A 21977-nucleotide genomic window follows, 5' to 3' on the forward strand; every position below is an offset into this window, starting at 1 on the left:
TCCTTTCAATCCCACAAAGGGGCCGGTTCGTCACGCAAGCGGCTGCGCAGCTGCGCATAGTCGGGCACGACGGTGGCCACGGTGTCCCAAAAGCGCGGGCTGTGGTCCATCACGCGCAGGTGGGCCAGCTCGTGCGCCACCACGTAGTCGATGACAGCCGGGCGGTAGTGCAGCAGGCGCCAGTTCAGGCGGATGGAACCATCGGCCTTGGCGCTGCCCCAGCGGGTCTGCGCGCTCGACAGCCGCAGGCTGGCCCAGCGCACGCCCAGCAGCGGCGCAAAGTGGTCCAGCCGGGCCGTGAAGTGGCGCCGTGCATCGCGCATCAGCCAAGCCTGCACGGCGTCGCGGATCTGCACCGGATTGGCACTGTGGGGCAGGCCGATCTGCAGGGTGGGCATGGCGGCACCACCCGGCTCGGCAGCCGCCACCAGCGCCCCGCCCTTGCCCGCAAAGCCGTGGCTGGGGTCCAGCACCACCGTCAGCGGTTCACCCAAATAAGGCAGCACGGCTCCGTTGGCCCAGACGATGCGCCCGCCCTCCAGGCGCTGCTGGCGCTCGCGCGCATCCGACAGCTTGCGCAAGATCCAGTCGGACTTCTCGCGCAGCGCAGCATCCACCGCACCCAGCGTGACCCAGCTGGGCGCACGCACCGCCAAGCCATCGGCCCCCACGGTGAAGCCGATGGTGCGGCGGCGTGCCCGCGTCAGTGCATAGGCCACCACGGCGTCGCCCAGCAGCACTTCGCGGCTGGCCTGCGGGTGGCGAAATTCGGCGGGGGACAGCAGCGAGGGCAGAGGCACTGCGGGCGCCGCCGGCCGATTCACTATCGTTTTAGGAGCTACCAGCGCTTTCTCATCCAGCGTTGGTGGCTTTTTTTGCTTGAGATCTGCAGCATTCACGACCGGTGCCGCTGCCGGAGCCACAACCGGTGAGAGGGGCGGGTCGAAAAGGTCGAGCGCCAACTGCACAAGCCGCTGCATCACGGTGGGCTTACTTTCCGTTGGCCGCGTCGGTGGTCCGGGCGGGCGGGATGACCACGGCGGGGTATGCATCAGGGTCCAGGCGGCGCATCTCGGCCTCGATCCAGGCCTCCACCTCGCGCATCAGTTCGTCGGGCTTGCGGCCTGCACTGGGAATGGGCTTGCCGATGGACACATCCACCACGCCCGGGCGCTTGATGAAGGCCTTGCGCGGCCAGACCTTGGCCGAAGTAACGGCAATCGGCACCACGGGTGCGCCGGTGTCGATGGCCAGGCGGGTGCCGCCGGTCTTGTAGTTGCCCTTTTGGCCGCGCTCGATGCGCGTGCCTTCAGGGAACATGATGATCCAGATGCCCTGGGCCAGCAGGTCCTTGCCCTGCTGCACCACCTTGTGGAAAGCCTGCGTGCGCTGGTCGCGGTCGATGTGGATCATGTCCAGCCGGCCGATGGCCCAGCCGAAGAACGGTACACGCAGCAGCTCCTTCTTGAACACGTAGGCCAGGGGGTGGGGCATGATCGCGGGCATCAGAAAGGTCTCGTACGTGGACTGGTGCTTGACCAGCAGCACCGCCCCCGCGTTCTCGCCCTGCGGCAGGTTCTCCATGCCCACCACGTTGGTGCGGATGCCAAGGATCACTCGGGCACCGCTGATGCACAGCGAAAGCCACGCGCGCGCGATGCGGTACAGCGGCTTGCCGCGCACCCCCAGCAGCGTGCCCAGCATGATGGTCAGCGCATAGGGCACCACGGTGATGCCCATCCAGAGAAGGTGAATGACAGAACGGATAAAGGCCATTTTTATGGTTATTTTGGCCGCCAGCGCTTTTCTACCAAGCGCCAACAGCTATTAAATGAATAGCATCAAGAAGTGACACCGCCCGGCGTGGGCAGGGGCGTCGCAGCCAGCGGTGGCGCGGCGAACTGCACGGCGGGCAAAAGCTGGTCCACAAAATCCCCCAGGCTGGCATACACCCGCGTGCCCGGCGGGACCCCCGCAGGCAGGGGTCCGCCCGGGTGCACCTGCGCCGACTGCCCCGTGCACACCAGGTGCAGTTGTGCGCCCAGTGCGGCGCCTGCCTGCAGGTGCGCGACGCAGCTACCCACCACCTGCACATCGTCACGTTCGACACCATAGCGGTCACTGATCTGCTCAAGCAGGCCGGGGGCGGGCTTGCGGCACGCACATTCTTCATCGGCCGCGTGGGGGCAATAGAAGACGGCGTCGATGCGCCCGCCCACCGCCGCCACCTGCCGGTGCATCTTGGCGTGGATGGCATTGAGTGCCACCACATCAAACAAGCCCCTACCCAGGCCCGGCTGGTTGGTGGCCACCACCACATGCCAGCCCGCATGGTTGAGCCGCGCAATGGCTTCGAGCGCACCCGGCACGGCGGTCCACTCGTCGGCAGCGGTGACATAGTCGTCCGCCAGCGGGTTGAGGGTGCCGTCGCGGTCGAGAATGGCGAGTTTCATAGGAGGGGTTTGCCTTGTGAGAACCGCCAGCCTAGCAGCTTGTGCAAACCGGTCAAACCGCCAGGCGAGAAAGGTCGGCCACGCGGTTCATGGCCTCGTGCAGGCTCTTGAGCAGGCCCTGGCGGTTCAGGCGCAGGTCCATCTGCTCGGCGTTGACCATCACGTCGTCGAAGAACGCGTCCACCGGCGCGCGCAGCACGGCCAGGGTCTGCAGGCTGGCGGTGTAGTCGCCCGCGTCGAACTGCGCATTGGCCTCGGGCACGAAGCGCTGCAGCGCGGCGTAGAGGTCCTGCTCGGCTTTTTCCTGCAGCAGGTCGGGATTCACATGGGCATCCACCGGGCCTTCGACCTCGGCCTTCTTCAGGATGTTGCCCACGCGCTTGTTGGCCGCGGCCAGGGCCGGGCTTTCGGGCAGTGCGGCAAAGGCGCGCACGGCCGCCAGCTGCTTTTCGACCAGGGCCAGGCGCTGCGGGCGCAGGGCCATGACAGCATCGACTTCCTGCGCGCGGTAGCCCTGTTCGCGCAGGCTTCCGGCGAGGCGGTCGTAGATGAAGTCGGCCAGGGGCGCCGATGCATCGGTGATCTTGTTGCCAAAGGCGGGCACGGCACCGGCCAGCAGGTCGTTGAGCTGGAGCGGCAGGTCTTTTTCGACCAGCATCCGGATCACGCCCAGTGCATGGCGGCGCAGCGCGAACGGATCACGGTCGCCCGTGGGCAGGTTGCCGATGCCGAACATGCCCACCAGGGTTTCGAGCTTGTCGGCCAGCGCCACCACCACGCCGGCGGTGTTGCGCGGCAGCGTGTCGCCCGCGAAGCGAGGCTTGTAATGGTCTTCGATGGCGTGCGCCACCGTCTCGCCCAGGCCGTCGTTCAGGGCGTAGTAGCCGCCCATGATGCCCTGCAGTTCGGGGAACTCGCCCACCATGTCGGTGACGAGGTCGGTCTTGGCCAGTTGTGCGGCCAGGTCGGCATCAGCGACCAGAGCAGCATCGCCCAGTTGTGCAGCGATGGCTTTGGCGATGGCGCGCACACGCTCCACGCGCTCGCCCTGCGTGCCCAGCTTGTTGTGGTAGACCACTTTGGAGAGGCCCTCGACGCGCGAAGCCAGGGTCTTCTTGCGGTCCTGGTCGAAGAAGAACTTCGCGTCGGCCAGGCGCGGGCGCACCACGCGCTCGTTGCCACCAGTCACAAAGCTCGTGTCTTCGGGGCTGATGTTGCTGACCACCAGGAACTTGTTCGTGAGCTTGCCCGCGGCGTCCAGCAGCGGAAAGTACTTCTGGTTGGCCTTCATCGTGAGGATGAGGCACTCCTGCGGCACGTCGAGAAACTCCGTCTCGAACGAGCAGGTGACCACGTTGGGCCGTTCGACCAGCGCGGTCACTTCGTCGAGCAATGCCTCGTCCTCGATGGGGCGCGCGCCGTTGCCCACCTGGGCGGCAGCAGCGGCCAGCTGGCGGGCGATCTCGGCCTTGCGCTCGGCAAAAGAGGCGATCACGGCGCCGTCCTTCTTGAGCGTGGCGGCGTAGCTGTCGGCGTCTGCCAGCACCACGGGTGACACGGCGGCTTCAAAACGATGGCCCTGCGTGCTGTTGCCCGCCGTCAGACCCAGCGCCTTCACCGGCACCACAGTGCTGCCATGCAGCGCGACCAGGCCGTGCGCGGGGCGCACGAAGTTCACGCTGCTCCAGCCGGGCAGTTCGCAGTCAGTCTCGAGCTGGTAGCTCATGACCTTGGGGATGGGGAGCTTGGCCAGGGCTTCTTCAAGGATTCCCTCCAATCGGCGTTCTAGAGGAACACCTGTCGCAATGTCCTTGTGGACAAGAACAATGTTCTTCCCGTCATTCACCTCCGAAACCCGCTCCCTGATGATGGAGGCGAAATCAACCTCAGCGTGGTATCCAAGCGCGGTTTGCAACTTCTTGATCAAGGCGGGGGTCGGGCTTCCATCAGAAGCGAGGCCCACCGATTTCGGCATCAGCTTCACTTCCATAGGTTTCGGAAGAGAGTCCGATTGAACCGCGGTGATGTGAGCTGCAAGTCGACGGGGCGACGCAAAAGTTGTTAGCACAGAGCTTTCTGTCAGAAATTCGCGGCCCTCTAACCCACGATAGAGCTCCTTGCCAAACGCTTCGCCGAGCTTTTTAAGCGCCTTAGGAGGAAGCTCTTCTACAAACAATTCAATCAGAAGATTCTGGATATTCATTTCAGCAGTTCCTAAGCTGGCTCACGCAGCCTTTTTCGCCATTTGTTCCACCCACTCGCGCGGCGCCATGGGGAAGCCCAGGCGCTCGCGGCTCTCGTAGTAGCTTTGCGCCACGGCACGAGCCAGGTTGCGGATGCGGCCGATGTACGCGGCGCGTTCGGTCACGCTGATGGCGCCGCGCGCGTCCAGCAGATTGAAGCTGTGCGCGGCCTTGAGCACCTGCTCGTAGGCGGGCAAGGCCAATTGCTGCTCCATGAGGTACTTGGCCTGCTTTTCGTGCGCATTGAAGGCGGTGAACAAGAAGTCCGCGTCGCTGTGCTCGAAGTTGTAGGTGGACTGCTCCACCTCGTTTTGCTTGTACACATCGCCATAGCTCAGCGTGTCGGTCCACTTCAGGTTGTAGACGTTGTCCACGCCCTGCAGGTACATGGCCAGGCGCTCCAGGCCGTAGGTGATCTCGCCCGTGGCGGGCTTGCAGTCGATGCCGCCGACCTGCTGGAAGTAGGTGAACTGCGTGACTTCCATGCCGTTGAGCCACACCTCCCAGCCCAGGCCCCAGGCGCCGAGCGTGGGGTTTTCCCAGTCGTCTTCGACAAAGCGGATGTCGTTCTTCTTGAGGTCGAAGCCCAGGGCTTCAAGGCTGCCCAGGTACAGCTCCAGGATGTTGGCCGGCGCGGGCTTCAGGACCACCTGGTACTGGTAGTAGTGCTGCAGGCGGTTGGGGTTCTCGCCATAGCGGCCGTCCTTGGGGCGGCGGCTGGGCTGCACGTAGGCGGCCTTCCAGGGCTCTGGGCCGATGGCGCGCAGGAAGGTGGCGGTGTGCGAGGTGCCGGCACCCACTTCCATGTCGTAGGGCTGCAAGAGGGCGCAACCCTGCGCGTCCCAGTAGGACTGCAGCTTCAGAATGATTTGCTGGAATGTCAACATGGCGTCTGTGGCGCTGGCAAGCCAGGGCCGGGCAAGTAAGGGAGAAAAGAAAAGGCGGTGCGTGTGCCAGGCCCACTGCCTGCAGCCAACAACGGTTGCAAGCGCGGGCGTCGCGCGCGCAACCGGTCATTTTACGGCGCTGCGGCTGGGGCTCGACAAACAAGCAGCATCCGCCCTCCCATGAAAAAAGGCCGGAGCCCTTTTGGAGCCCCAGCCTTCCCAACCAGTCACGCGGGCTATAAGCCGGTGCGTACCGGTGACCACCTTTGCGGGCAGCCCGTCGGCGCACGTGTTGTGCGCCAAGTCTCGTTTCAAATATTCGCTGCGCGGTTCATCACCTATGGCGCTTCCAGAGGGCATGCCTTCAAGCCGGTGCACCCGTGGAACTGGCTCTGCCAGGCCACCGGGTGCGTCCCCCCTCGGGGGGAATGCGCCGAAGGCGACTCAGGGGGGCTCAATACTCCCAGAAGATCCGTTGCAGTTCCTTGCTGTCGTTGGTCTTGGTAAGGGCCACCATGGCCAGGATGCGCGCCTTTTGGGGGCGCAGGTCGTGGGCAACCACCCAGTCGTACTTGTCGTCAGGCTGCTCGGCATTGCGCAGCACAAAACCGTCGGGCACGCGGGCCGAGCGCACGATCTGCACGCCAGCCGCACGCAGCGCCTTGAGCGAATCCACCGCCTGCGCAGCCACCGAGCCGTTGCCCGTGCCGGCGTGGATCAGCGCCTTCACGCCCGCCTTGCCATAGGCTTCGATGCCCGTGGTGTTCATGTTGCCGTAGCCATAGACAATGTCCACCGCAGGCAGGGCCTTGATGTCGTCGATGTTGAACTCGGACTGGGCGGTATGGCGCTTGACGGGCGCGCGGAACCAGTAGTTCTTGCCTTCCACCACCATGCCCAGCGGGCCCCATTGGCTCTTGAAGGCCTCGGTCTTGATGTTGATGGTCTTGCTCACGTCGCGGCCGCTCTGGATCTCGTCGTTCATCGTGACGAGCACACCCTTGCCGACAGCGTCCTTGCTGGCGGCCACGCTCACGGCGTCGTACAGGTTCAGCGCGCCGTCGGCCGACAAGGCCGTGCCAGGGCGCATGGAGCCCACAACCACGATGGGCTTGGTCGTGCGCACGACGAGGTTCAGGAAGTAGGCGGTTTCTTCGAGCGTGTCGGTGCCGTGGGTGATCACGATGCCGTCCACATCGGCCTGCTTGGCCAGGGCCGAGACACGCTGGCCAAGGCGCAGCAGGTGCTCGTTGGTGAAGCTCTCGGAGGCGATCTGGAACACTTGCTCGCCGGACACCTTGGCCACACTGGCCAGCTCCGGCAGGCCTGCCAGCAGCTTGTCCACCGGCACCTTGGCGGCGGCATAGGTGGCGCTGTTGGCGGCCGAGGCGCCCGCACCGGCAATGGTGCCGCCGGTGGCCAGCACGACCACATTGGGCTTGGCAGCCTGGGCCATGGCCACGGCCGACGCAGCCGACAGCAGCAGGCCCGCGAGCCAGCGGCTGGCGGTGGGGGAAGAGGAAATACGCATGAAGATGTCTCCTGATTTTTTGGTTGGCAGCGCGCGTTGCGCCGCTCTGTGCAAACCCCGCCGTCGAAGCGGTGCCGCATCCTATGAGAAAGCAGAACACAGTCATGCGGAATAATTGACCCACCCTTATGAATTTCACTCACACCCCAGACGCCTCCGCCCGGCCCCAGTTTTTAGGCCACACAGGCAAGCACCCCGGAGCAGCGCCGAAATGAACCTGCGGCAACTGGAAGTTTTTCAGGCCGTGCTGCAGACCGGCAACATGAGTGCAGCGGCGCGCCTGCTGTGCATCACGCCTTCGGCGGTCAGCAAGGCGATTGCGCACACCGAGCTGCAGCTGGGCTACCGGCTGTTCAACCGCACGCCTTCGGGCCTGACACCCACACCCGAGGCCCAGGTGCTGGCTGCCGAATCCACCGGCATCTACCGGCAGCTGGACGCGCTCAAACGCACTGCCCGCAACCTGGCCACCAGCGATTCGGGCGATGTGCGCCTGGGCGCCATCCCGTCGATCACCCACGAATTTCTGCCGCGCCTGCTGCAGCACCACGCCGAGCAGCACCCGCAGGTGGGCGTGGAAGTGCGCACCATCCACCAGGACCAGATGACACAGGCACTGCTCACGCGCAGCGTGGACTTCTGCCTGGGCTTCTACAAACACCCCCACCCCCAGATTGCCAGCGACCTGCTGGTCAGCGGCAGGCTGTATCTGGCGGTGGCGACCAGCGTGTGGGCCCGCGCGCCCCGCGCCGCCACCCCGGGGGCGCGGCTGGCGCAAGTGCCCGTGATCCGCCTGGTGGGCGACGACCCCATGCGCCAGGCCATTGATGAGATTGCGCAACGGCTGGGATCGCCCGCTGGACCAGGGATTCAGGTGCAGACCTCGCGCTTGGCGCTGGAGCTGGTACGCCGGGGCATGGGCTGGACGGTCGTGGACTTCCTCACTGCCAAGGGACTCGACCCCGCGCAAATGGTGGCGCAGGAGCTGCACGAGCTGGCGCCCATGTCGCTGTACAGCTACCACGCACGGGCCTTGCCGCCGGGCCTGCAGGCCACGCGCATGCTGGCCATGCTGCCCACCCTGCTGCACGAAGCCCTGCAACCCAACCCCAAGCCCGCACGGCGCTGACGGCCCGGTAGCCCATGACATGACTGGTGCAAAACAGGGCTCAGGCCAGCGGTTCGCCCCAGGGCGAGGCTGGTGCCACATCCCAATTTGCGCAAGTCCCACGTGAAAACGGCCTGCCTGTCCGGAGACAGGCAGGCCGTTTGGTGTGGGAAGGCTGCGGTCAGTCGTTCCAGCGGCGCAGCACCAGGCTGGCGTTGGTGCCACCAAAACCGAAGCTGTTGGACAGCACGGTGGTCAGCTGCGCGTCGCGCGTCTGGGTGACCAGGGGCATATCGCCCAGTGCCGGGTCGGGCGTCTCCACATTGGCAGAACCGGCGATGAAGCCCTTGTTGAGCATGATCACGCAGTAGATCGCCTCTTGCACACCCGTTGCACCCAGCGAGTGGCCAGTGAGCGACTTGGTGGACGAGAAAGGAGGCACCTTGTCGCCAAACAGGGCACGCATGGCGCGCACTTCCTGCATGTCGCCCACCGGCGTGGAGGTGCCGTGGGTGTTGATGTAGTCGATGGGGGCGTCGAGCCCTTCCATGGCCTGCTGCATGCACGCAATGGCACCGTCGCCCGAAGGGGCCACCATGTCCTCGCCATCGCTGGTGGCGCCAAAGCCCACCACTTCGGCCAGGATGGTGGCGCCGCGCGCCTGGGCGTGTTCGAGGCTTTCCAGCACCACGGCGCCGCCGCCACCCGCGATCACAAAACCGTCGCGGTTCGCGTCGTAGGCGCGCGAGGCCTTCTCGGGCGTGGCGTTGTATTTGCTGGACATGGCGCCCATGCCGTCAAACAGCAGCGACATACCCCAGCTCAATTCTTCGCCACCACCCGCAAACATCACATCCTGCATGCCCCAGGCGATCTGCTGCGCGGCCACACCGATGCAGTGGGCCGAGGTGGAGCAGGCCGAGGTGATGGAGTAATTGATCCCCTTGACCTTGAAGTTGGTGGCCAGGCACGCGGACACGGTGGAGCTCATGCAGCGCGTGACCTGGTAGGGGCCGACGCGGCGAATGCCCTTTTCGCGCAGGGTGTCGGCTGCTTCGATCTGGTTGGCGGGAGAGCCCCCACCCGAACCCATGATGAGGCCGGTGCGCGGATGGCTCACCTGTTCGGGCGCAAGGCCTGCCTGGGCAATGGCGTCTTCGAGCGCGATCTGCGCATACGCGGCCGCATCGCCCATGAAGCGCAGTTGCTTGCGGTCGATGCGCGTCTCGATGTCGATCTCGGGCGCGCCACCCACCTGGCTGCGCAGGCCCAGCTCGGTGAATTTTTCGACGGCCTTGATGCCGCTTTTGCCTTCACGCAGTGAGGCTTCCACGGTGGCCAGGTCGTTGCCAATGCACGAGACGATGCCCGCGCCGGTGATGACTACGCGCTTCTTGGTGCTCATGCTGCGTCCTTGCCGTCTTCCTCGCGCTTGAACAAGCCCACGCGCAAGTCATTGGCTACATAGATTTCCTTGCCATCGGCCAGCAGGCGGGCATCGCCAATGGCCATGACCAGCTTGCGCTTGATGACACGCTTGATGTCGATTTCGTAGGTGACCAGTTTCACATCGGGGCCCACTTCGCCCGTGAACTTGACCTCGCCCGCACCCAGCGCCCGGCCACGCCCTGGCAGCTGCAGCCAGGTCAGGTAAAAGCCGATCAGCTGCCACATGGCGTCCAGCCCCAGGCAACCGGGCATGACCGGGTCGCCCTGGAAGTGGCAGGCAAAGAACCAGAGATCGGGCTTGACGTCCAGCTCGGCGCGGATCTTTCCCAGCCCGTGCGCGCCACCATCGCTGTCGATGTGCGTGATGCGGTCAAACATCAGCATGGGCGGCAGCGGCAGGCGCCCGCTGTCAGCGCCGAACAGCCGGCCCTCGCCCGAGGCGATCAGTTGTTCGTAGGAAAAGGAATCAGCCATCTTCAGTCGTGCTCCAGAACAGCGGTGGGCCCGCTTCAAATCATCGTTGTATGTCAACACAAGCCCCCGCTTGTGGGGCTCCATTATCAAGGCAGAGAAAGACACATCCCGGTTTTGGCCCGGCAAGGCGCCGGGACACCCCGGCGGCGCATGACCTGGATCAATTTCCGCGCAGTGTCTGCAGCCTCCTTGCCACCAGGGCAAAAAACAGGGCCACCCCCCCGAAAATCCACAGGGGCACCAGCCCCCAGCGCGACACCCACCACGCATACGGCGTGATGTGCCAGCCACTTTGCGCATCCAGCCCCCGGCCCTGCACCTCGCCCTTGAGCACGCCCCGCGTGTAGCGGGCCAGTTGCTGCGTCACCACACCCCGGTGGTCGATGATGGCCGTGGCGCCGGTATTGGTCGCGCGCACCATGGGGCGCTCGAACTCCAGGGTACGCATGCGGCTGATGTGCAGGTGCTGGTCAATGGCCACGGTGTCGCCAAACCAGCCGATGTTGCTGAAGTTGACAAACACCGTGGGCGCCTGCGCCGGGTCGATGAAACGCGCCCCCAGCTCTTCCCCAAAAAGGTCTTCGTAACAAATATTGGGCGCAATGCGCTGGCCCGCCCAGGCAAAGGAGGGTTGCCCCACCAGGCCCCGGTTGAAGTCCCCCAGCGGGATGTTCATCATGGCCGTGAACCACTTGAAGAACGGCGGAATGAACTCGCCAAACGGCACCAGGTGGTGCTTGTCGTAGCGGTAGGGGGTGGCCTGGGTGGCGGGGCTCAGGCCGAGCACCGAGTTGGTGTAGCCCAGCGCTTCATTGCCCAGGGGAATGCCCAGCAGCGCGGCCTGCGGACCCTGTGCATAACGCTGCTGGATGCCCTCCAGGTAGCCCGGAATGAGCTGCTGGGGCAGCAGCGGGATGGCGGTTTCGGGCGCCACCACCAGGTCGGCCTTGGCGTCGCGCAGCGCTTCGGCATACCACTTCAGTGCCAGTGGCACGCCGCTGCCCGACTGGAATTTTTCGTCCTGCGGGATATTGCCTTGCAGCAGTTCCAGGCTCAGGGGAGGCGCCGGGCGCTGCATGGGGGTGTGGCAAAGATGGATGGCACAAAGGCGGTCTACCGTAGCCAGAGACAGCACCGCCCCCAGTGCCAGCAGCAGCACCCACAGGCGCCAGCCAAGGAAGTCGGCCCGCCGGATCTGCACTGCGCCCATCGCCAGCATTGCAGCCACGGCCCCGATGCCGTAAACGCCGACGTAGCGCGCCAGCGCCGCCAGCGGCCCGTCAACATGGGCATAACCACCAGCCCCCCAGGGGAACCCCGTCCACCAGATGCCGCGCGCCAGCTCGGCCAGGAGCCAGAACGCTCCAAAAATGATAGCCGTTAGCACCCTATTGGCAAGCGTCAGGCGGCAAAAAAGCCCCACCATCGCCGCGTAGTAGCTGGCGAGGAACGCGGCCAGCCCCAGCACCGCGGCCACGGCCAAGGGAGCGGCCAGCCCGCCGTAGGAGTGCATGGAGATGAACAGCCACCAGAAGGTCCCGGCGAGCCAGGCCGTGGCAAACAAGCCCCCGATGACCACGCCGCGCTGCCAAGGGACCGACACCGTGGCACGTGGGCGCACCAGCCAGGCCAACACCGCCATGGATGCGATCTGCAGCCACCACAGGGGTTCGCCGCCCCAGGGCCAGGCCAGCGAGGCTGCCTGCGCAACGCCGGCAGCCACGGCCAGCAGCGCCTGCAGGGCCAGTGGCAGCCCCGGCGTCGAGGAAGCGCGGGCCATCAGTCGCTGGCGCTGGCTTCTTCGATCCGCGACACCTTGAACCAGCGCACGGCGCCGCCCTTGGTGTGCAGCACGACGAAGTGCAGGCCGCCCAACTGCAGGTGCTCGCCGCGCTTGGGCACATGGCCCATTTCGTGGGCAATCAGGCCGCCGATGGTTTCGAAGGTTTCGTCGGGGTCGCTGCCCTGAACCAGCACATCAAATGCCTCGCAAACCCGCTCCACCGAGGTGTCGCCGCTCACGCGGTAGGTGCGGTCGGCCAGGCCAAAGATGTCGCCGTCGTCCTCGGGGATGTCGAACTCGTCCTCGATCTCGCCCACGATCTGTTCGAGCACATCTTCAATGGTGATGAGCCCGGCCACGCGGCCAAACTCGTCGATCACGATGGCCAGGTGGTTGCGGTTGCCGCGGAATTCGCGCAACAGGTCGTTCAGGCCCTTGCTTTCGGGCACGAAGACAGCGGGGCGCAACAAGGCGCGGATGTTCAGCTCGGGCGCCCGCTGCAGCTTGAGCAGGTCCTTGGCCATGAGGATGCCGATGATGTTCTCGCGCTCGCCCTGGTACACAGGAAACCGCGAGTGCGCGGTGTTGATGACAAGGTGCAGCATCTCGTCAAACGGTGCATCGATGTTGACGAGGTCCATGCGGGGTGCAGCCACCATCACGTCGCCCGCCGTCATGTCGGCCATGCGGATGACGCGCTCGAGCATTACGCGCGACTCGGCCCCAATGACCTGGTTGTCTTCGGCTTCGGCCAGGGTTTCGATGAGTTCTTCCGTGGAGTCCGGCCCCGGATGGATGAACTCGGCCACTTTCTGCAGGAAGGTGCGCTTGTCTTCCCTCTCGGGCAAGCGCCCGGGGTGCGCAGGGTGCGGGTCAGACACTGTTTGAGAGCGTGTTATGCACTTTTTCGTGCCCACGAAAGCCGGGGAAAGGCCCGGCAACTAGGCGCAGTACGTGCAGCGGTATGGATACCGCAAGCGTGCTGCAACAACGTGGCCGGGCCTTTCCCCGGCTTTCCCAAAGGGTTGGGCCCTGAGGCCAGCGCTCGCATCGTTGCTGACCTTGCCAAGGCGCCCGGCCTTAGCAGCGGCCCGCGCCTCGCGATCACTGGCCTCAGGGCCCAACGTGGGTACGAAAAAGTGCATAACACGCTCTTTGGTGCAGGACGTGCGGTAGTGAATCAAGCCCCTAGGATAGCGGATAGTTGTGACGGCCCGCTACGCAATCCCCGCAGCCCGCACACCGCGAGCGTGGGGATGGATGGATTATTCGGCCGACTGGTGGCGCGCGTGCTGCACGCCACTGCGCACTTCCTGCACACCGGCCAGGAAGTCCCAAAACTGCTTGGCCTGCTTCTTGAGCTGGTAGTCCACCTCTGCAAACTGCTGTTCCACGATCTCGGCCATGCGTGTGTCCAGGCTGGCTGGCTCGATCTGGAGGTAGGCCTCGGACTCCGAGCCATCACGGCGCACGGTGGCTCCGGCCTTGCGGGCAATTTTGAGCATCGCGGTGTTTTCGGAGAGCGCATGGATAAAGACCATGTTCACGCCTTCATTGCGCGCATGCATCACGGCCCGCTCGAAAAGGCGTGCCCCGAAGCCTCGCCCGCGCGCCTGCTTGAGCACGGACACACCGAATTCGGCGCAATGTTTGTACTCAGGGTGCTCCGAGAAAGCCAGGTGCGCCATCGCGATGAGTTCGAGGCGGCGGTTGTAGATGCCAAAGATCTCGTCTCGATTGAAGTCGAGCTGCTCGGCATAGCGGCGGATCTGCTCATCGTTGGCGGCATAGCCAAAACGCAGGTAACGGTCTGCGGGCTCCAGTTGGAGCAAATGCTGGGTGATCCGCTCCCGGTAGGAAGGGCCCAAAGCGCGAATGGGGACCATCACGGGCACCTCCTTCTTGACGCGAATTTCATGGCCAGACGGGCCACCTGTGACGGGGCGCAGCAGATCCCTGCCTGCATACCAGGAAGCCTTGAGCCAGTCTTTCGTTGCGATCATGGCTACAAATATAAGGGTTTTCCCTCATTATTTCCAGTCCAATTTGCTGCGTTGCAGCAAAATAAGAGGGTGGCATCCAATATGAAAGAAAACAGCTTCCAGCGCTTATCCGAAAACGATTTTTAGCTACCCTTTTGATAACAAAGCCCGCCACTCCACGGGGAACGTGGTCGCTTCCGCGACTTTTTTGCGGGGCACCCGGGGCATGGCCCAGACCTATCCGGGAAGAGGCGCACCCATCCCCACCCTCTGTGCCCAGGGTATAGCGATGGCGCCTTGGCAACAAGCTGAAAAACGAGGCGACCGGGCGTTAGGGGGCTGCAACCAGCTCCAGGGGGCGGGACGCGCCCGGTGCGCTGGCCATGGCTGCCGTGTCTGCACAAGCCTTTGCGTCCGTGGCACCCACCAAGGCCGCACGCCCGGGAGGCAGATCAAGCGCTGCCACGCGGTCCAGCGACAGTGCCACGGTGTCGCCCAGCCGCAGTTCCAGGCGCCGCAACCCTTCGGACCGTTGCAGGCGCACCCGGCCGGCGTGCGCCTGCACGCGCACGGCCCGCATGTTCTCGGCTTGAACCTCCAGGCCCTCCTCGCGCGGCCCGTTCCGGTGCTCGCTGGGGCCGCACAGGGGCGAGCGCAGATCCAGTTCCCTCACAAAGCCTGCCACCGTAATCTGTTCGCCCAGTATTGCCAGGCTCTCCACAGGCTCCCGGACCTCGATGGAGGCCCGCTCGATCTGCAGGTGCCGGAAATGCGCGGGCAATTCGATTTTTTGAATCCATGCCAGGGCCCGATGGCCCTGCCTGGCCTCTGTGCGCGGCGCACGGGCCCGCAGCACCAGCGTCTCTCCTTCGCGAAAGGCAGTGATCCATCGGGCGGGCTCGGGGGCTTCAGGCGCTGTATCCCGGTCGGATACGCGGGGGTGGATGCTGACATCCGAGGCGAACCCCACCCGCACCGAAACGTCAGGCCGGTAGCCCCCGGCCTCCCCGTCTTCCTCCAGGCGCAGGCGCGTCACCCCCACCAGGTCTGCCGCACGAATCAACTGCACCCGCTCGGCGGTCGAGGAGGGCTTGAGCCGGCTCCAGCCGCTCAAGGCCACCAGCGCCCAGAATCCCACAAGCACCAGCGCGAAAAGCCACACACCTTTTTGGCGCTGCACATGGATTTGCAACCAATAGCCCATCAGTGCAGCTCCTTGTCACGGAGGTGGAGATAGGCTTGCAGCCACAGCAGCGTGGGCAAACCCAGCCACAGCACGCCGTTGAGGATCTGCACGCTCGCGGGCGAGGTCACCGGCCTGCGAAGCCACCACGCAAAAAGCACCGCATCGCTGGCTCCTGCCAGGGCGGCGATCAGGAGCGTTGCCAGGAAAAGCACAAAACCCAGGGCCAATGTCTTGAGCATGGCCGCACGCTGAAAGTACAACGAGCCCGCGACTACCAGGGCCTGCAAGGCCCACAGACCAATGAACCAGCCCATCTGCTGGCGCGCCAGCAGCGCAGCCGAAGCCCCGTCGGAGGGCCACAGCGGCAGAAACAGCGCGTGGTCCGCGGCGCTAAAGCCCCCTGTCGGCGGGTACAGCGCGCCAATGGCCAGCACGATGTGCTGGACGGGCCACGAGATCGCCAGATACAGCACGCTGTAGCCCAGCGGGTACAGCACGCCCACCACCAGCACGCACAGCAGCCATTTCTCGAACACGGATGCGGGGCGCATGAGCATCAGCAGTGCGGACTCACGCCGCGTCATCGCGTCGAAATAGCGGGCAGCAAACACAAAACCCGTGAGAAGCAGGCCCCAAAAATAGAACAGCTGCTGTGTCCAGGTCTGAAACTCGCGCCCCGACGAGAGCGTGAGCATGAACAACAAGACCACCACATAAAGAATGCCCACGACCAGCAGATGGCCCAGATACTGCCTGCGCTGCTCGGCCCAATGTGCCCGCGCCAGCCGCAAGAAACGCGGTGCGCTGAAGAAGGCGGAGGTGCCCTGGTCCGGGGCTTTTCCGACCGCCGATTTTGCGGACGCTGTCATGCAGCCTCCTTCACATCCGCAGGAAGCACTGCGAGCAAAGCGTCGCGGCCCAGGCTGAGCGCCTTGTACAAAAGCTCCAGCTGCACGGCGCCTTGAGGGCCCGGGCTTTCTGCCCCGCGTGCCGCCACGTAAGCCGTGTGGGCACCAATGGACTCCTGGAAAACGATGCCACGAATGGAATCCAGCTCCTGGGCACTGCGGGCAACCCCCATGTGCAACCACTGCGCCAGATCCTCCATGCGAGCCGACAAGGCCAGCCTGCCCTGGTCGATGAACCAGATGTGGCTCAGGATGCTCTCCAGGTCGTGCGCCTGGTGGGTGCTGATGAGCACCACCCGATCGGCATGCTCGGGCCGCTGCATCAGCTGCCGAAACTGGCCCCGCCCCACGATGTCCAGCCCGTTGGTGGGCTCGTCCATCAGCAGCAGCGGCGTGCCGGTGGCCAGCGCGAAGGCAATGGCGGCCTTCTTTTTCTGGCCCAGGCTCATGGCCTCGAAGCGGCTCGCACTAGGGACCTCCAGCTCTGCCAGGTATTCGCCAAACCGCTGTGCAGAAAACCGAGGGTAAAACACCCCTTGTGTGGCGGCCAGTTGACCGGGGGTCAGATTGGGCAGGTGGAACTCTTCCGGCACGATGCAGATGGACGCCAGCAGCTGCGGCGCACGTTGGCGCGGAACCTGCCCCAACACCTGCACCTGCCCGGCCCAGGGCGTGAGCAGGCCACAGATCAGCTTGAGCAAGGTGGACTTGCCACTGCCATTGCGCCCGAAAAGACCGTAGATGCCGGGCTGATCGATCCGCGCACCAAAGCCTTGGTAAAGCGCATGGCGGCCATAGCCGAATTGCAGGTTATCGATGGCGATCATGAACAATCCGTAAGAACCTGTTCAAGGTCTTTTCGGGGTTGCACAAGTACCTTGCCCGAAGGGTTGGCGTGAAATCGGGCGATTGGACGCCCCGCTGCTTGCATGGGCATGAGCCCATGCGGCGCATCCGAAGCATCCACTCATCCCGATTGCACTCCAATGCGATCCCCGAAAAGACCTTGAACAGGTTCTCCCCCACCATCGAGGGCGCGCGGATTGTCACACAGGCACCGCCGTGGTCGCCTTCACACGGTCCAGCACAAAACTGGTCTTGCAGTCCTGCACGCTGGGGTGCTTGAGCAGCGTGTCCATGATGAACCGGCTGTAGTGCGCCATGTCGGCCACCACCACACGCAGGAGGTAGTCCATTTCGCCCGTGAGCGATGCGCACTCCACCACTTCAGGCCAGGTTTGCACGCTGGCACGGAACAGGTCCATGGGGTTGCGCTTGTGGCTTTCGGTGTGTTTTTCGAGGCGAACGTTGAGGTAGGCGGTCAGCCCCAGGCCCACGGCCTCGGGGGGCACCAATGCAACGTACCGGTCGATCACGCCGCTCTCTTCCAGGCGCTTGACGCGGCGCAACACCGCACTGGGCGACAGGCCCACCTGCTCGCCGATGACGTCGTACGTCTCACGGCCATTTTCTTGCAGGCGGCGCAGGATGGCCCTGTCCAGCTTGTCGAGTGCGTTTAAGGCTTGCATGGCGCAATATTTTATGAAGTTTTTACTTTTTGCGCTTTTTGAATTGCAGGCTGGGGTATGTCCCGATAGTGACTACGCACGAAGAAAAGAAGAATAAATCCTGCAAAAACGAACGGTCGTTCTTTTTTGTAGGCACAAAAAAACATATTTATGGAGACAACTGCATGACCGGATTTCTCAGCCGCTTGTCGAGGCGATTTTTTCTGGCCGCGACGGCCGCATTGCTGCTCGTCGGCGCCAGCGCGCAGGCCCAGACGGGCACCACCCAGACCCGCTACCCCATCGTGCTCGTACATGGACTCTTCGGGTTTGATTCGGCCCTGGGCGTCGACTACTTCTACGGCATCCCCGACGCCCTGCGCCAGGGCGGCGCGAAGGTCTACGTGGCCCAGGTGTCGGCCGCCAACAGCACCGAGGTCCGGGGCGAACAACTGCTCGCGCAGGTGAACACCATCCTGGCCATCACGGGCGCGGCCAAGGTGAACCTGGTGGGGCATTCGCACGGTGGGCCTACGGCACGCTACGTGGCCGGGGTGGCGCCGGGCAAGGTTGCCTCGGTGACCTCGGTCGGTGGGGTCAACCGTGGATCGCGGGTGGCCGACATCATGCGCGGCGTGGCGCCCGCAGGTTCGGTCTCCGAAACCATCGCCAGCGGGGCCGCATCGGCGCTGGTCGCACTGATCAACCTGACCTCGGGCGGCTCGGGCCTGCCACAGATGCCCACCGCAGCGCTGGACTCGCTCACCACGGCCGGCTCCGCCACTTTCAACCGCCGCTTTCCACAAGGCGTGCCCACCTCGGGCTGCGGCAGTGGCGCAGAACTCGTCAACGGCGTGCGCTACTACTCCTGGACGGGCACCAAGACCCTGACCAACGTGCTGGATGCAAGCGACGCGCTGCTGGGCGTGCTGGGCCTGGTGTTCGGCGAAGCCAACGATGGCCTGGTGTCGGCCTGCTCCTCCCGCCTGGGAAAACACCTGGGCGACTACCGCCAGAACCACCTCGATGAAGTGAACCAGTTGCTGGGCCTGCGCGACTGGTTCTCGACAGACCCGGTGACGCTGTACCGCCAGCAGGCCAACCGCCTCAAGACGCAGGGCCTGTAAGCCGTGAAACGCGCCCGTGCCTTCGCGGCAGGAGCGGCCCTGGCCGTCGCCACGGCCGCCGTGGTCTGGTGGCTGGGTTCGCAGCAAGGCTTGCCGGGCGCGGCGGGCCTGCGCCCGGAGCCCGGCGCCGCTGCCGCGCAGGCCACCGGGGCGGGCCAGCCCCCGTCGGCACGGCCCATGGAGAGCAGCTTCTTTGCCACCCGCCGCGCCACCGACCCCGACCGCAGTGAAGACCCCCTGCTGGTGCACGGCCTGCGCGACACGCTGGAGGCGCTGCTCACAGAAGCCCTGGAGGACGGCGCGACAGACCCCGCCGCACTCAAACAACGCCTGGCCGGGCTGGTGGGCAAGCACTTCCCCGCAGCCCTGGCCACGCGCGCATTGGCACTGGCCGAGCGCTACGTGGACTACCGCGTGGCGCTGGGCCAGCTGCGCACGCCCCAGGACCCGAACGACCCCGCTGCCCTGCGCGAGGCGCTAGAAGCGCGCCACAAGGTGCGCCAGCAGTTTTTTGACGGCCCCGAGCACGACGCCCTGTTCGCCCGCGAGGCGGAACTGGACCGATACACCCTGGCGCGCCTGGAAATCGAACGCAACCCCCAGCTCACCGCCGAGCAACGCGCCCAGGCCTTGCGCGATGCAGAGAACGAACTGCCCCAAGCACGCCGCGCAGAGCGCGCCGCGACCACCGAACATATGAACGCCGCCGCCCAGACCGCCGCGTTCAACGCACAAAACACCGACGAGCGCACCCGCCATGCAGCACGCAGCGCGCAATACGGCGAGGCCGCTGCCCACGCCATGGCCCAGCTCGACCGGGAAGAACAACACTGGCAGCAGCGGCTTGACCAGTACAACCAGGCGCGCGGCCAACAAGGCGAAGGCCCCGCATTGCAGCAACTGCGCCAGCAGCTTTTCTCCGCCGAGGAGCAGCAACGCATCGACGCCGCCCTGGCGCTGCGGCGCCTGCCACCTGCTGCGTCAGGCTCCTGAGCTCCCCTGGCCCCACGCAAGAGACAGCCGCCACATACCGGGGTAGCGCCCTGGTCTTGCGCTGAAATTTGATCATTCACAACATTCCTGCAAATCGGAGGCCAAAGCCTCTTGATTTCGCCAGAAACATGAGGCAGGGCGCGCCTACAGTCCATGACATTCCTCAACGAATGCCGGAGACACCCCATGAACGCCGCCTTGCCGCAACAAACCGCCGCCCAGCTCGAAGCCTGGGACAACCCCATGGGCCTGATGGGGTTCGAATTCGTCGAATTCACCTCGCCCACCCCTGGCGTGCTGGAAGGTGTGTTCGAGAAGCTGGGCTTTACGCTCGTGGCCAAGCACCGCTCCAAGGACGTGGTGCTGTACCGCCAGAACGGCATCAACTTCATCCTTAACCGCGAGCCCCACAGCCAGGCCGCCTACTTTGGCGCCGAGCACGGCCCTTCGGCCTGTGGCCTGGCCTTCCGCGTGAAGGACGCCCACAAGGCCTACAACCGCGCGCTGGAGTTGGGTGCCCAGCCCATCGAGATCCCCACCGGCCCGATGGAGCTGCGCCTTCCCGCCATCAAGGGCATTGGCGGCGCACCGCTGTATTTGATTGACCGCTTTGAAGACGGCAAGTCCATCTACGACATCGACTTCGAATTCATCGAAGGCGTGGACCGCCGCCCTGTGGGCCACGGCCTGAACCTCATCGACCACCTCACGCACAACGTGTACCGCGGCCGCATGGGTTTCTGGGCCAACTTCTACGAGAAGCTGTTCAACTTCCGCGAGATCCGCTACTTCGACATTCAGGGCGAATACACGGGCCTCACGTCCAAGGCCATGACCGCGCCTGACGGCAAGATCCGCATCCCGCTGAATGAAGAATCCAAGCAGGGCGGCGGCCAGATCGAAGAATTCTTGATGCAGTTCAACGGTGAAGGCATCCAGCACATCGCGCTGATCTGCGACAACCTGCAGGACGTGGTGGACAAGCTGGGCATGGCCGGCGTCTCGCTGGCCACCGCGCCCAACGACGTCTACTACGAAATGCTGGACACCCGCCTGCCCGCCCACGGCCAGCCCGTGCCCGAACTGCAGGCGCGCGGCATTCTGCTGGACGGCACCACCGCCGATGGCACGCCGCGCCTGCTGCTGCAGATTTTCTCCACCCCCATGCTGGGGCCGGTGTTCTTTGAATTCATCCAGCGCGAAGGCGACTACCGCGACGGTTTTGGCGAAGGCAACTTCAAGGCGCTGTTCGAATCGCTGGAGCGCGACCAGATCCGCCGCGGCGTACTGAACACGTAAGACATCAGACATCCAGGGTTAACCCTGAACAGATGCCTATACTGCGCGCTCCCCGGAACTCAAAAGGATCCCGATGTCGCTCCGTAGCACCCTGTTCAGTGTTGGCCTGACCTGTGTGGCCACCATTGCCATGGCCCAAAGCCCCTCTGCCCCGCTCACCATCGTGGTGCCCTACCCCGCTGGTGGTCCGCTGGACATCTCGGCCCGCATCGTGGCCGAAGGTGCTGCAGCCCAGCTTGGCTCCATTACCGTGGAGAACAAACCGGGGGCGGGTGGTAGTACCGGCGCCGACCAGGTCGCCAAAGCCGGGAAGACCAGCAACCAGGTGCTGATGGGCGCCGTGGCCACCCACGCCGTCAACCCCTGGCTGTACAAGAACTTCCCCTACAACGCGCTCAAGGACTTCAAACCCATCGCCCTTGTGGCACGCACGCCCAACGTGCTGGTGGTGAATGCCGAGCAGGCCGCCAAGCTGGGCATCAAGACGACGCCGGAGTTGGTGCAGTACCTCAAGAAGAACCCGGACCAGGCCAAGTACGGCTCGGGCGGCAACGGCAGCATCGGCCACATCTCGGCCGAGATGTTCAAGTCGCTCACCAACACCAGGATGGGCCACACGCCGTTCCAGGGCTCCAAGCCCGCATTGGCTGCGCTGGAGTCCGGCCAGGTGCTGATGGTGTTTGACAACCTGGCCTCGGCGCTGCCGCAGATCCAGTCGGGCAAGCTGCTGGCGCTGGGCGTGACCACCTTGAGCCGCAACGAGGCGCTGCCCAACGTGCCGAGCATCAACGACAGCGTGCAGGGCTTCAACGTGTCGACCTGGTTCGGCCTGTTTGCGCCCGCCTCGCTGCCCGACGCCGATGCGCGCCGCTACGCCAACGCGTTCACCGCTGCCATGCACTCGCCAGCCGGCAAAGAGAAGTTCAAGAAGATGGGTATCACGCCCGAAGAGCTCACGCTCGACGGGTTTGCGCAGTTTGTGCGCTCGGAAAACAGCAAGTACGAGTTCCTGATCCGGGCCGCAAAAATCAAGATCGATTAGCAGC

The 21977-nt window shown here is 64.7% G+C and carries 20 protein-coding genes; 5 read left to right on the forward strand and 15 right to left on the reverse strand.

The annotated features are described in order from the left end of the window. Positions 1 to 5: 5 nt before the first annotated feature. From ASE39_RS17440 to ASE39_RS17465, 6 genes are all read right to left on the reverse strand, one after another. Positions 6 to 980, reverse strand: coding sequence for a SprT family zinc-dependent metalloprotease (locus ASE39_RS17440; RefSeq protein ID WP_057271959.1), 975 nt, complete (start codon positions 978 to 980; stop codon positions 6 to 8). A gap of 10 nt (positions 981 to 990) precedes the next feature. After that, the gene (locus ASE39_RS17445) at positions 991 to 1776 is read right to left on the reverse strand and encodes a lysophospholipid acyltransferase family protein (protein WP_057271960.1); all 786 of its coding nucleotides are present in this window, start codon (positions 1774 to 1776) and stop codon (positions 991 to 993) included. 65 nt (positions 1777 to 1841) lie between these two features. Next, positions 1842 to 2453, reverse strand: coding sequence for a D-glycero-beta-D-manno-heptose 1,7-bisphosphate 7-phosphatase (gene gmhB / locus ASE39_RS17450; protein WP_057271961.1), 612 nt, complete (start codon positions 2451 to 2453; stop codon positions 1842 to 1844). A gap of 52 nt (positions 2454 to 2505) precedes the next feature. Further along, positions 2506 to 4656 carry a glycine--tRNA ligase subunit beta gene (glyS, locus tag ASE39_RS17455; RefSeq protein ID WP_057271962.1) on the reverse strand — a complete coding sequence of 717 codons (2151 nt, stop codon included), beginning with the start codon at positions 4654 to 4656 and terminating at the stop codon, positions 2506 to 2508. A gap of 21 nt (positions 4657 to 4677) precedes the next feature. Then, on the reverse strand, positions 4678 to 5583 hold the full coding sequence (glyQ, locus tag ASE39_RS17460) for a glycine--tRNA ligase subunit alpha (RefSeq protein WP_056413984.1): 906 nt from the start codon (positions 5581 to 5583) through the stop codon (positions 4678 to 4680). A 454-nt stretch (positions 5584 to 6037) separates the two neighbouring features. Further along, on the reverse strand, positions 6038 to 7114 hold the full coding sequence (locus ASE39_RS17465; RefSeq protein ID WP_010462639.1) for an asparaginase: 1077 nt from the start codon (positions 7112 to 7114) through the stop codon (positions 6038 to 6040). 211 nt (positions 7115 to 7325) lie between these two features. On the opposite strand from ASE39_RS17465, the gene ASE39_RS17470 reads away from it, so the two are divergent. After that, positions 7326 to 8243 (forward strand): LysR family transcriptional regulator, encoded by a 918-nt coding sequence (locus ASE39_RS17470; protein WP_010462640.1) that lies wholly within the window; start codon positions 7326 to 7328, stop codon positions 8241 to 8243. A 160-nt stretch (positions 8244 to 8403) separates the two neighbouring features. On the opposite strand, the gene fabB is transcribed toward ASE39_RS17470, so the two are convergent. The 9 genes from fabB to ASE39_RS17515 form a co-directional block, all read right to left on the reverse strand. Next, complete coding sequence (gene fabB, locus ASE39_RS17475) at positions 8404 to 9627, reverse strand: beta-ketoacyl-ACP synthase I (RefSeq protein ID WP_057229260.1); 1224 nt, start codon at positions 9625 to 9627, stop codon at positions 8404 to 8406. Then, positions 9624 to 10145 (reverse strand): 3-hydroxyacyl-[acyl-carrier-protein] dehydratase FabA, encoded by a 522-nt coding sequence (gene fabA, locus ASE39_RS17480; protein WP_008907199.1) that lies wholly within the window; start codon positions 10143 to 10145, stop codon positions 9624 to 9626. The genes fabB and fabA overlap by 4 nt, the downstream gene beginning before the upstream one ends. Positions 10146 to 10305: 160 nt before the next feature. Next, positions 10306 to 11925 carry an apolipoprotein N-acyltransferase gene (gene lnt, locus ASE39_RS17485; RefSeq protein WP_057271963.1) on the reverse strand — a complete coding sequence of 540 codons (1620 nt, stop codon included), beginning with the start codon at positions 11923 to 11925 and terminating at the stop codon, positions 10306 to 10308. Continuing rightward, a complete protein-coding gene (locus tag ASE39_RS17490; protein WP_010462651.1) occupies positions 11925 to 12809 on the reverse strand; it encodes a CBS domain-containing protein in 885 nt (294 codons plus the stop codon). The genes lnt and ASE39_RS17490 overlap by 1 nt, the downstream gene beginning before the upstream one ends. A 384-nt stretch (positions 12810 to 13193) precedes the next feature. Continuing rightward, the gene (locus ASE39_RS17495) at positions 13194 to 13931 is read right to left on the reverse strand and encodes a GNAT family N-acetyltransferase (RefSeq protein ID WP_010462653.1); all 738 of its coding nucleotides are present in this window, start codon (positions 13929 to 13931) and stop codon (positions 13194 to 13196) included. Between the two features lie 310 nt (positions 13932 to 14241). Further along, positions 14242 to 15114, reverse strand: coding sequence for a hypothetical protein (locus ASE39_RS17500; RefSeq protein WP_057271964.1), 873 nt, complete (start codon positions 15112 to 15114; stop codon positions 14242 to 14244). After that, on the reverse strand, positions 15114 to 15965 hold the full coding sequence (locus ASE39_RS17505; RefSeq protein WP_057271965.1) for a hypothetical protein: 852 nt from the start codon (positions 15963 to 15965) through the stop codon (positions 15114 to 15116). The genes ASE39_RS17500 and ASE39_RS17505 overlap by 1 nt, the downstream gene beginning before the upstream one ends. Beyond that, entirely contained in the window at positions 15962 to 16831 is an 870-nt protein-coding gene (locus tag ASE39_RS17510; RefSeq protein WP_035197118.1) for an ABC transporter ATP-binding protein, read from the reverse strand. The genes ASE39_RS17505 and ASE39_RS17510 overlap by 4 nt, the downstream gene beginning before the upstream one ends. A gap of 219 nt (positions 16832 to 17050) precedes the next feature. Further along, the gene (locus ASE39_RS17515) at positions 17051 to 17533 is read right to left on the reverse strand and encodes an Lrp/AsnC family transcriptional regulator (protein ID WP_010462660.1); all 483 of its coding nucleotides are present in this window, start codon (positions 17531 to 17533) and stop codon (positions 17051 to 17053) included. 164 nt (positions 17534 to 17697) lie between these two features. On the opposite strand from ASE39_RS17515, the gene ASE39_RS17520 reads away from it, so the two are divergent. From ASE39_RS17520 to ASE39_RS17535, 4 genes are all read left to right on the forward strand, one after another. Next, entirely contained in the window at positions 17698 to 18639 is a 942-nt protein-coding gene (locus ASE39_RS17520) for a triacylglycerol lipase (protein WP_057271966.1), read from the forward strand. Between the two features lie 3 nt (positions 18640 to 18642). Further along, entirely contained in the window at positions 18643 to 19632 is a 990-nt protein-coding gene (locus ASE39_RS17525; protein ID WP_057271967.1) for a lipase secretion chaperone, read from the forward strand. A gap of 186 nt (positions 19633 to 19818) precedes the next feature. Continuing rightward, positions 19819 to 20931, forward strand: a complete 1113-nt coding sequence (gene hppD, locus ASE39_RS17530) for a 4-hydroxyphenylpyruvate dioxygenase (RefSeq protein ID WP_057271968.1) — start codon at positions 19819 to 19821, stop codon at positions 20929 to 20931. A gap of 73 nt (positions 20932 to 21004) precedes the next feature. Next, a complete protein-coding gene (locus ASE39_RS17535; protein WP_057229271.1) occupies positions 21005 to 21973 on the forward strand; it encodes a tripartite tricarboxylate transporter substrate binding protein in 969 nt (322 codons plus the stop codon). The last annotated feature ends 4 nt before the right edge of the window (positions 21974 to 21977 follow it).

It is taken from the genome of Acidovorax sp. Root267, from assembly GCF_001429215.1.
GTDB lineage: Bacteria > Pseudomonadota > Gammaproteobacteria > Burkholderiales > Burkholderiaceae_C > Acidovorax > Acidovorax radicis.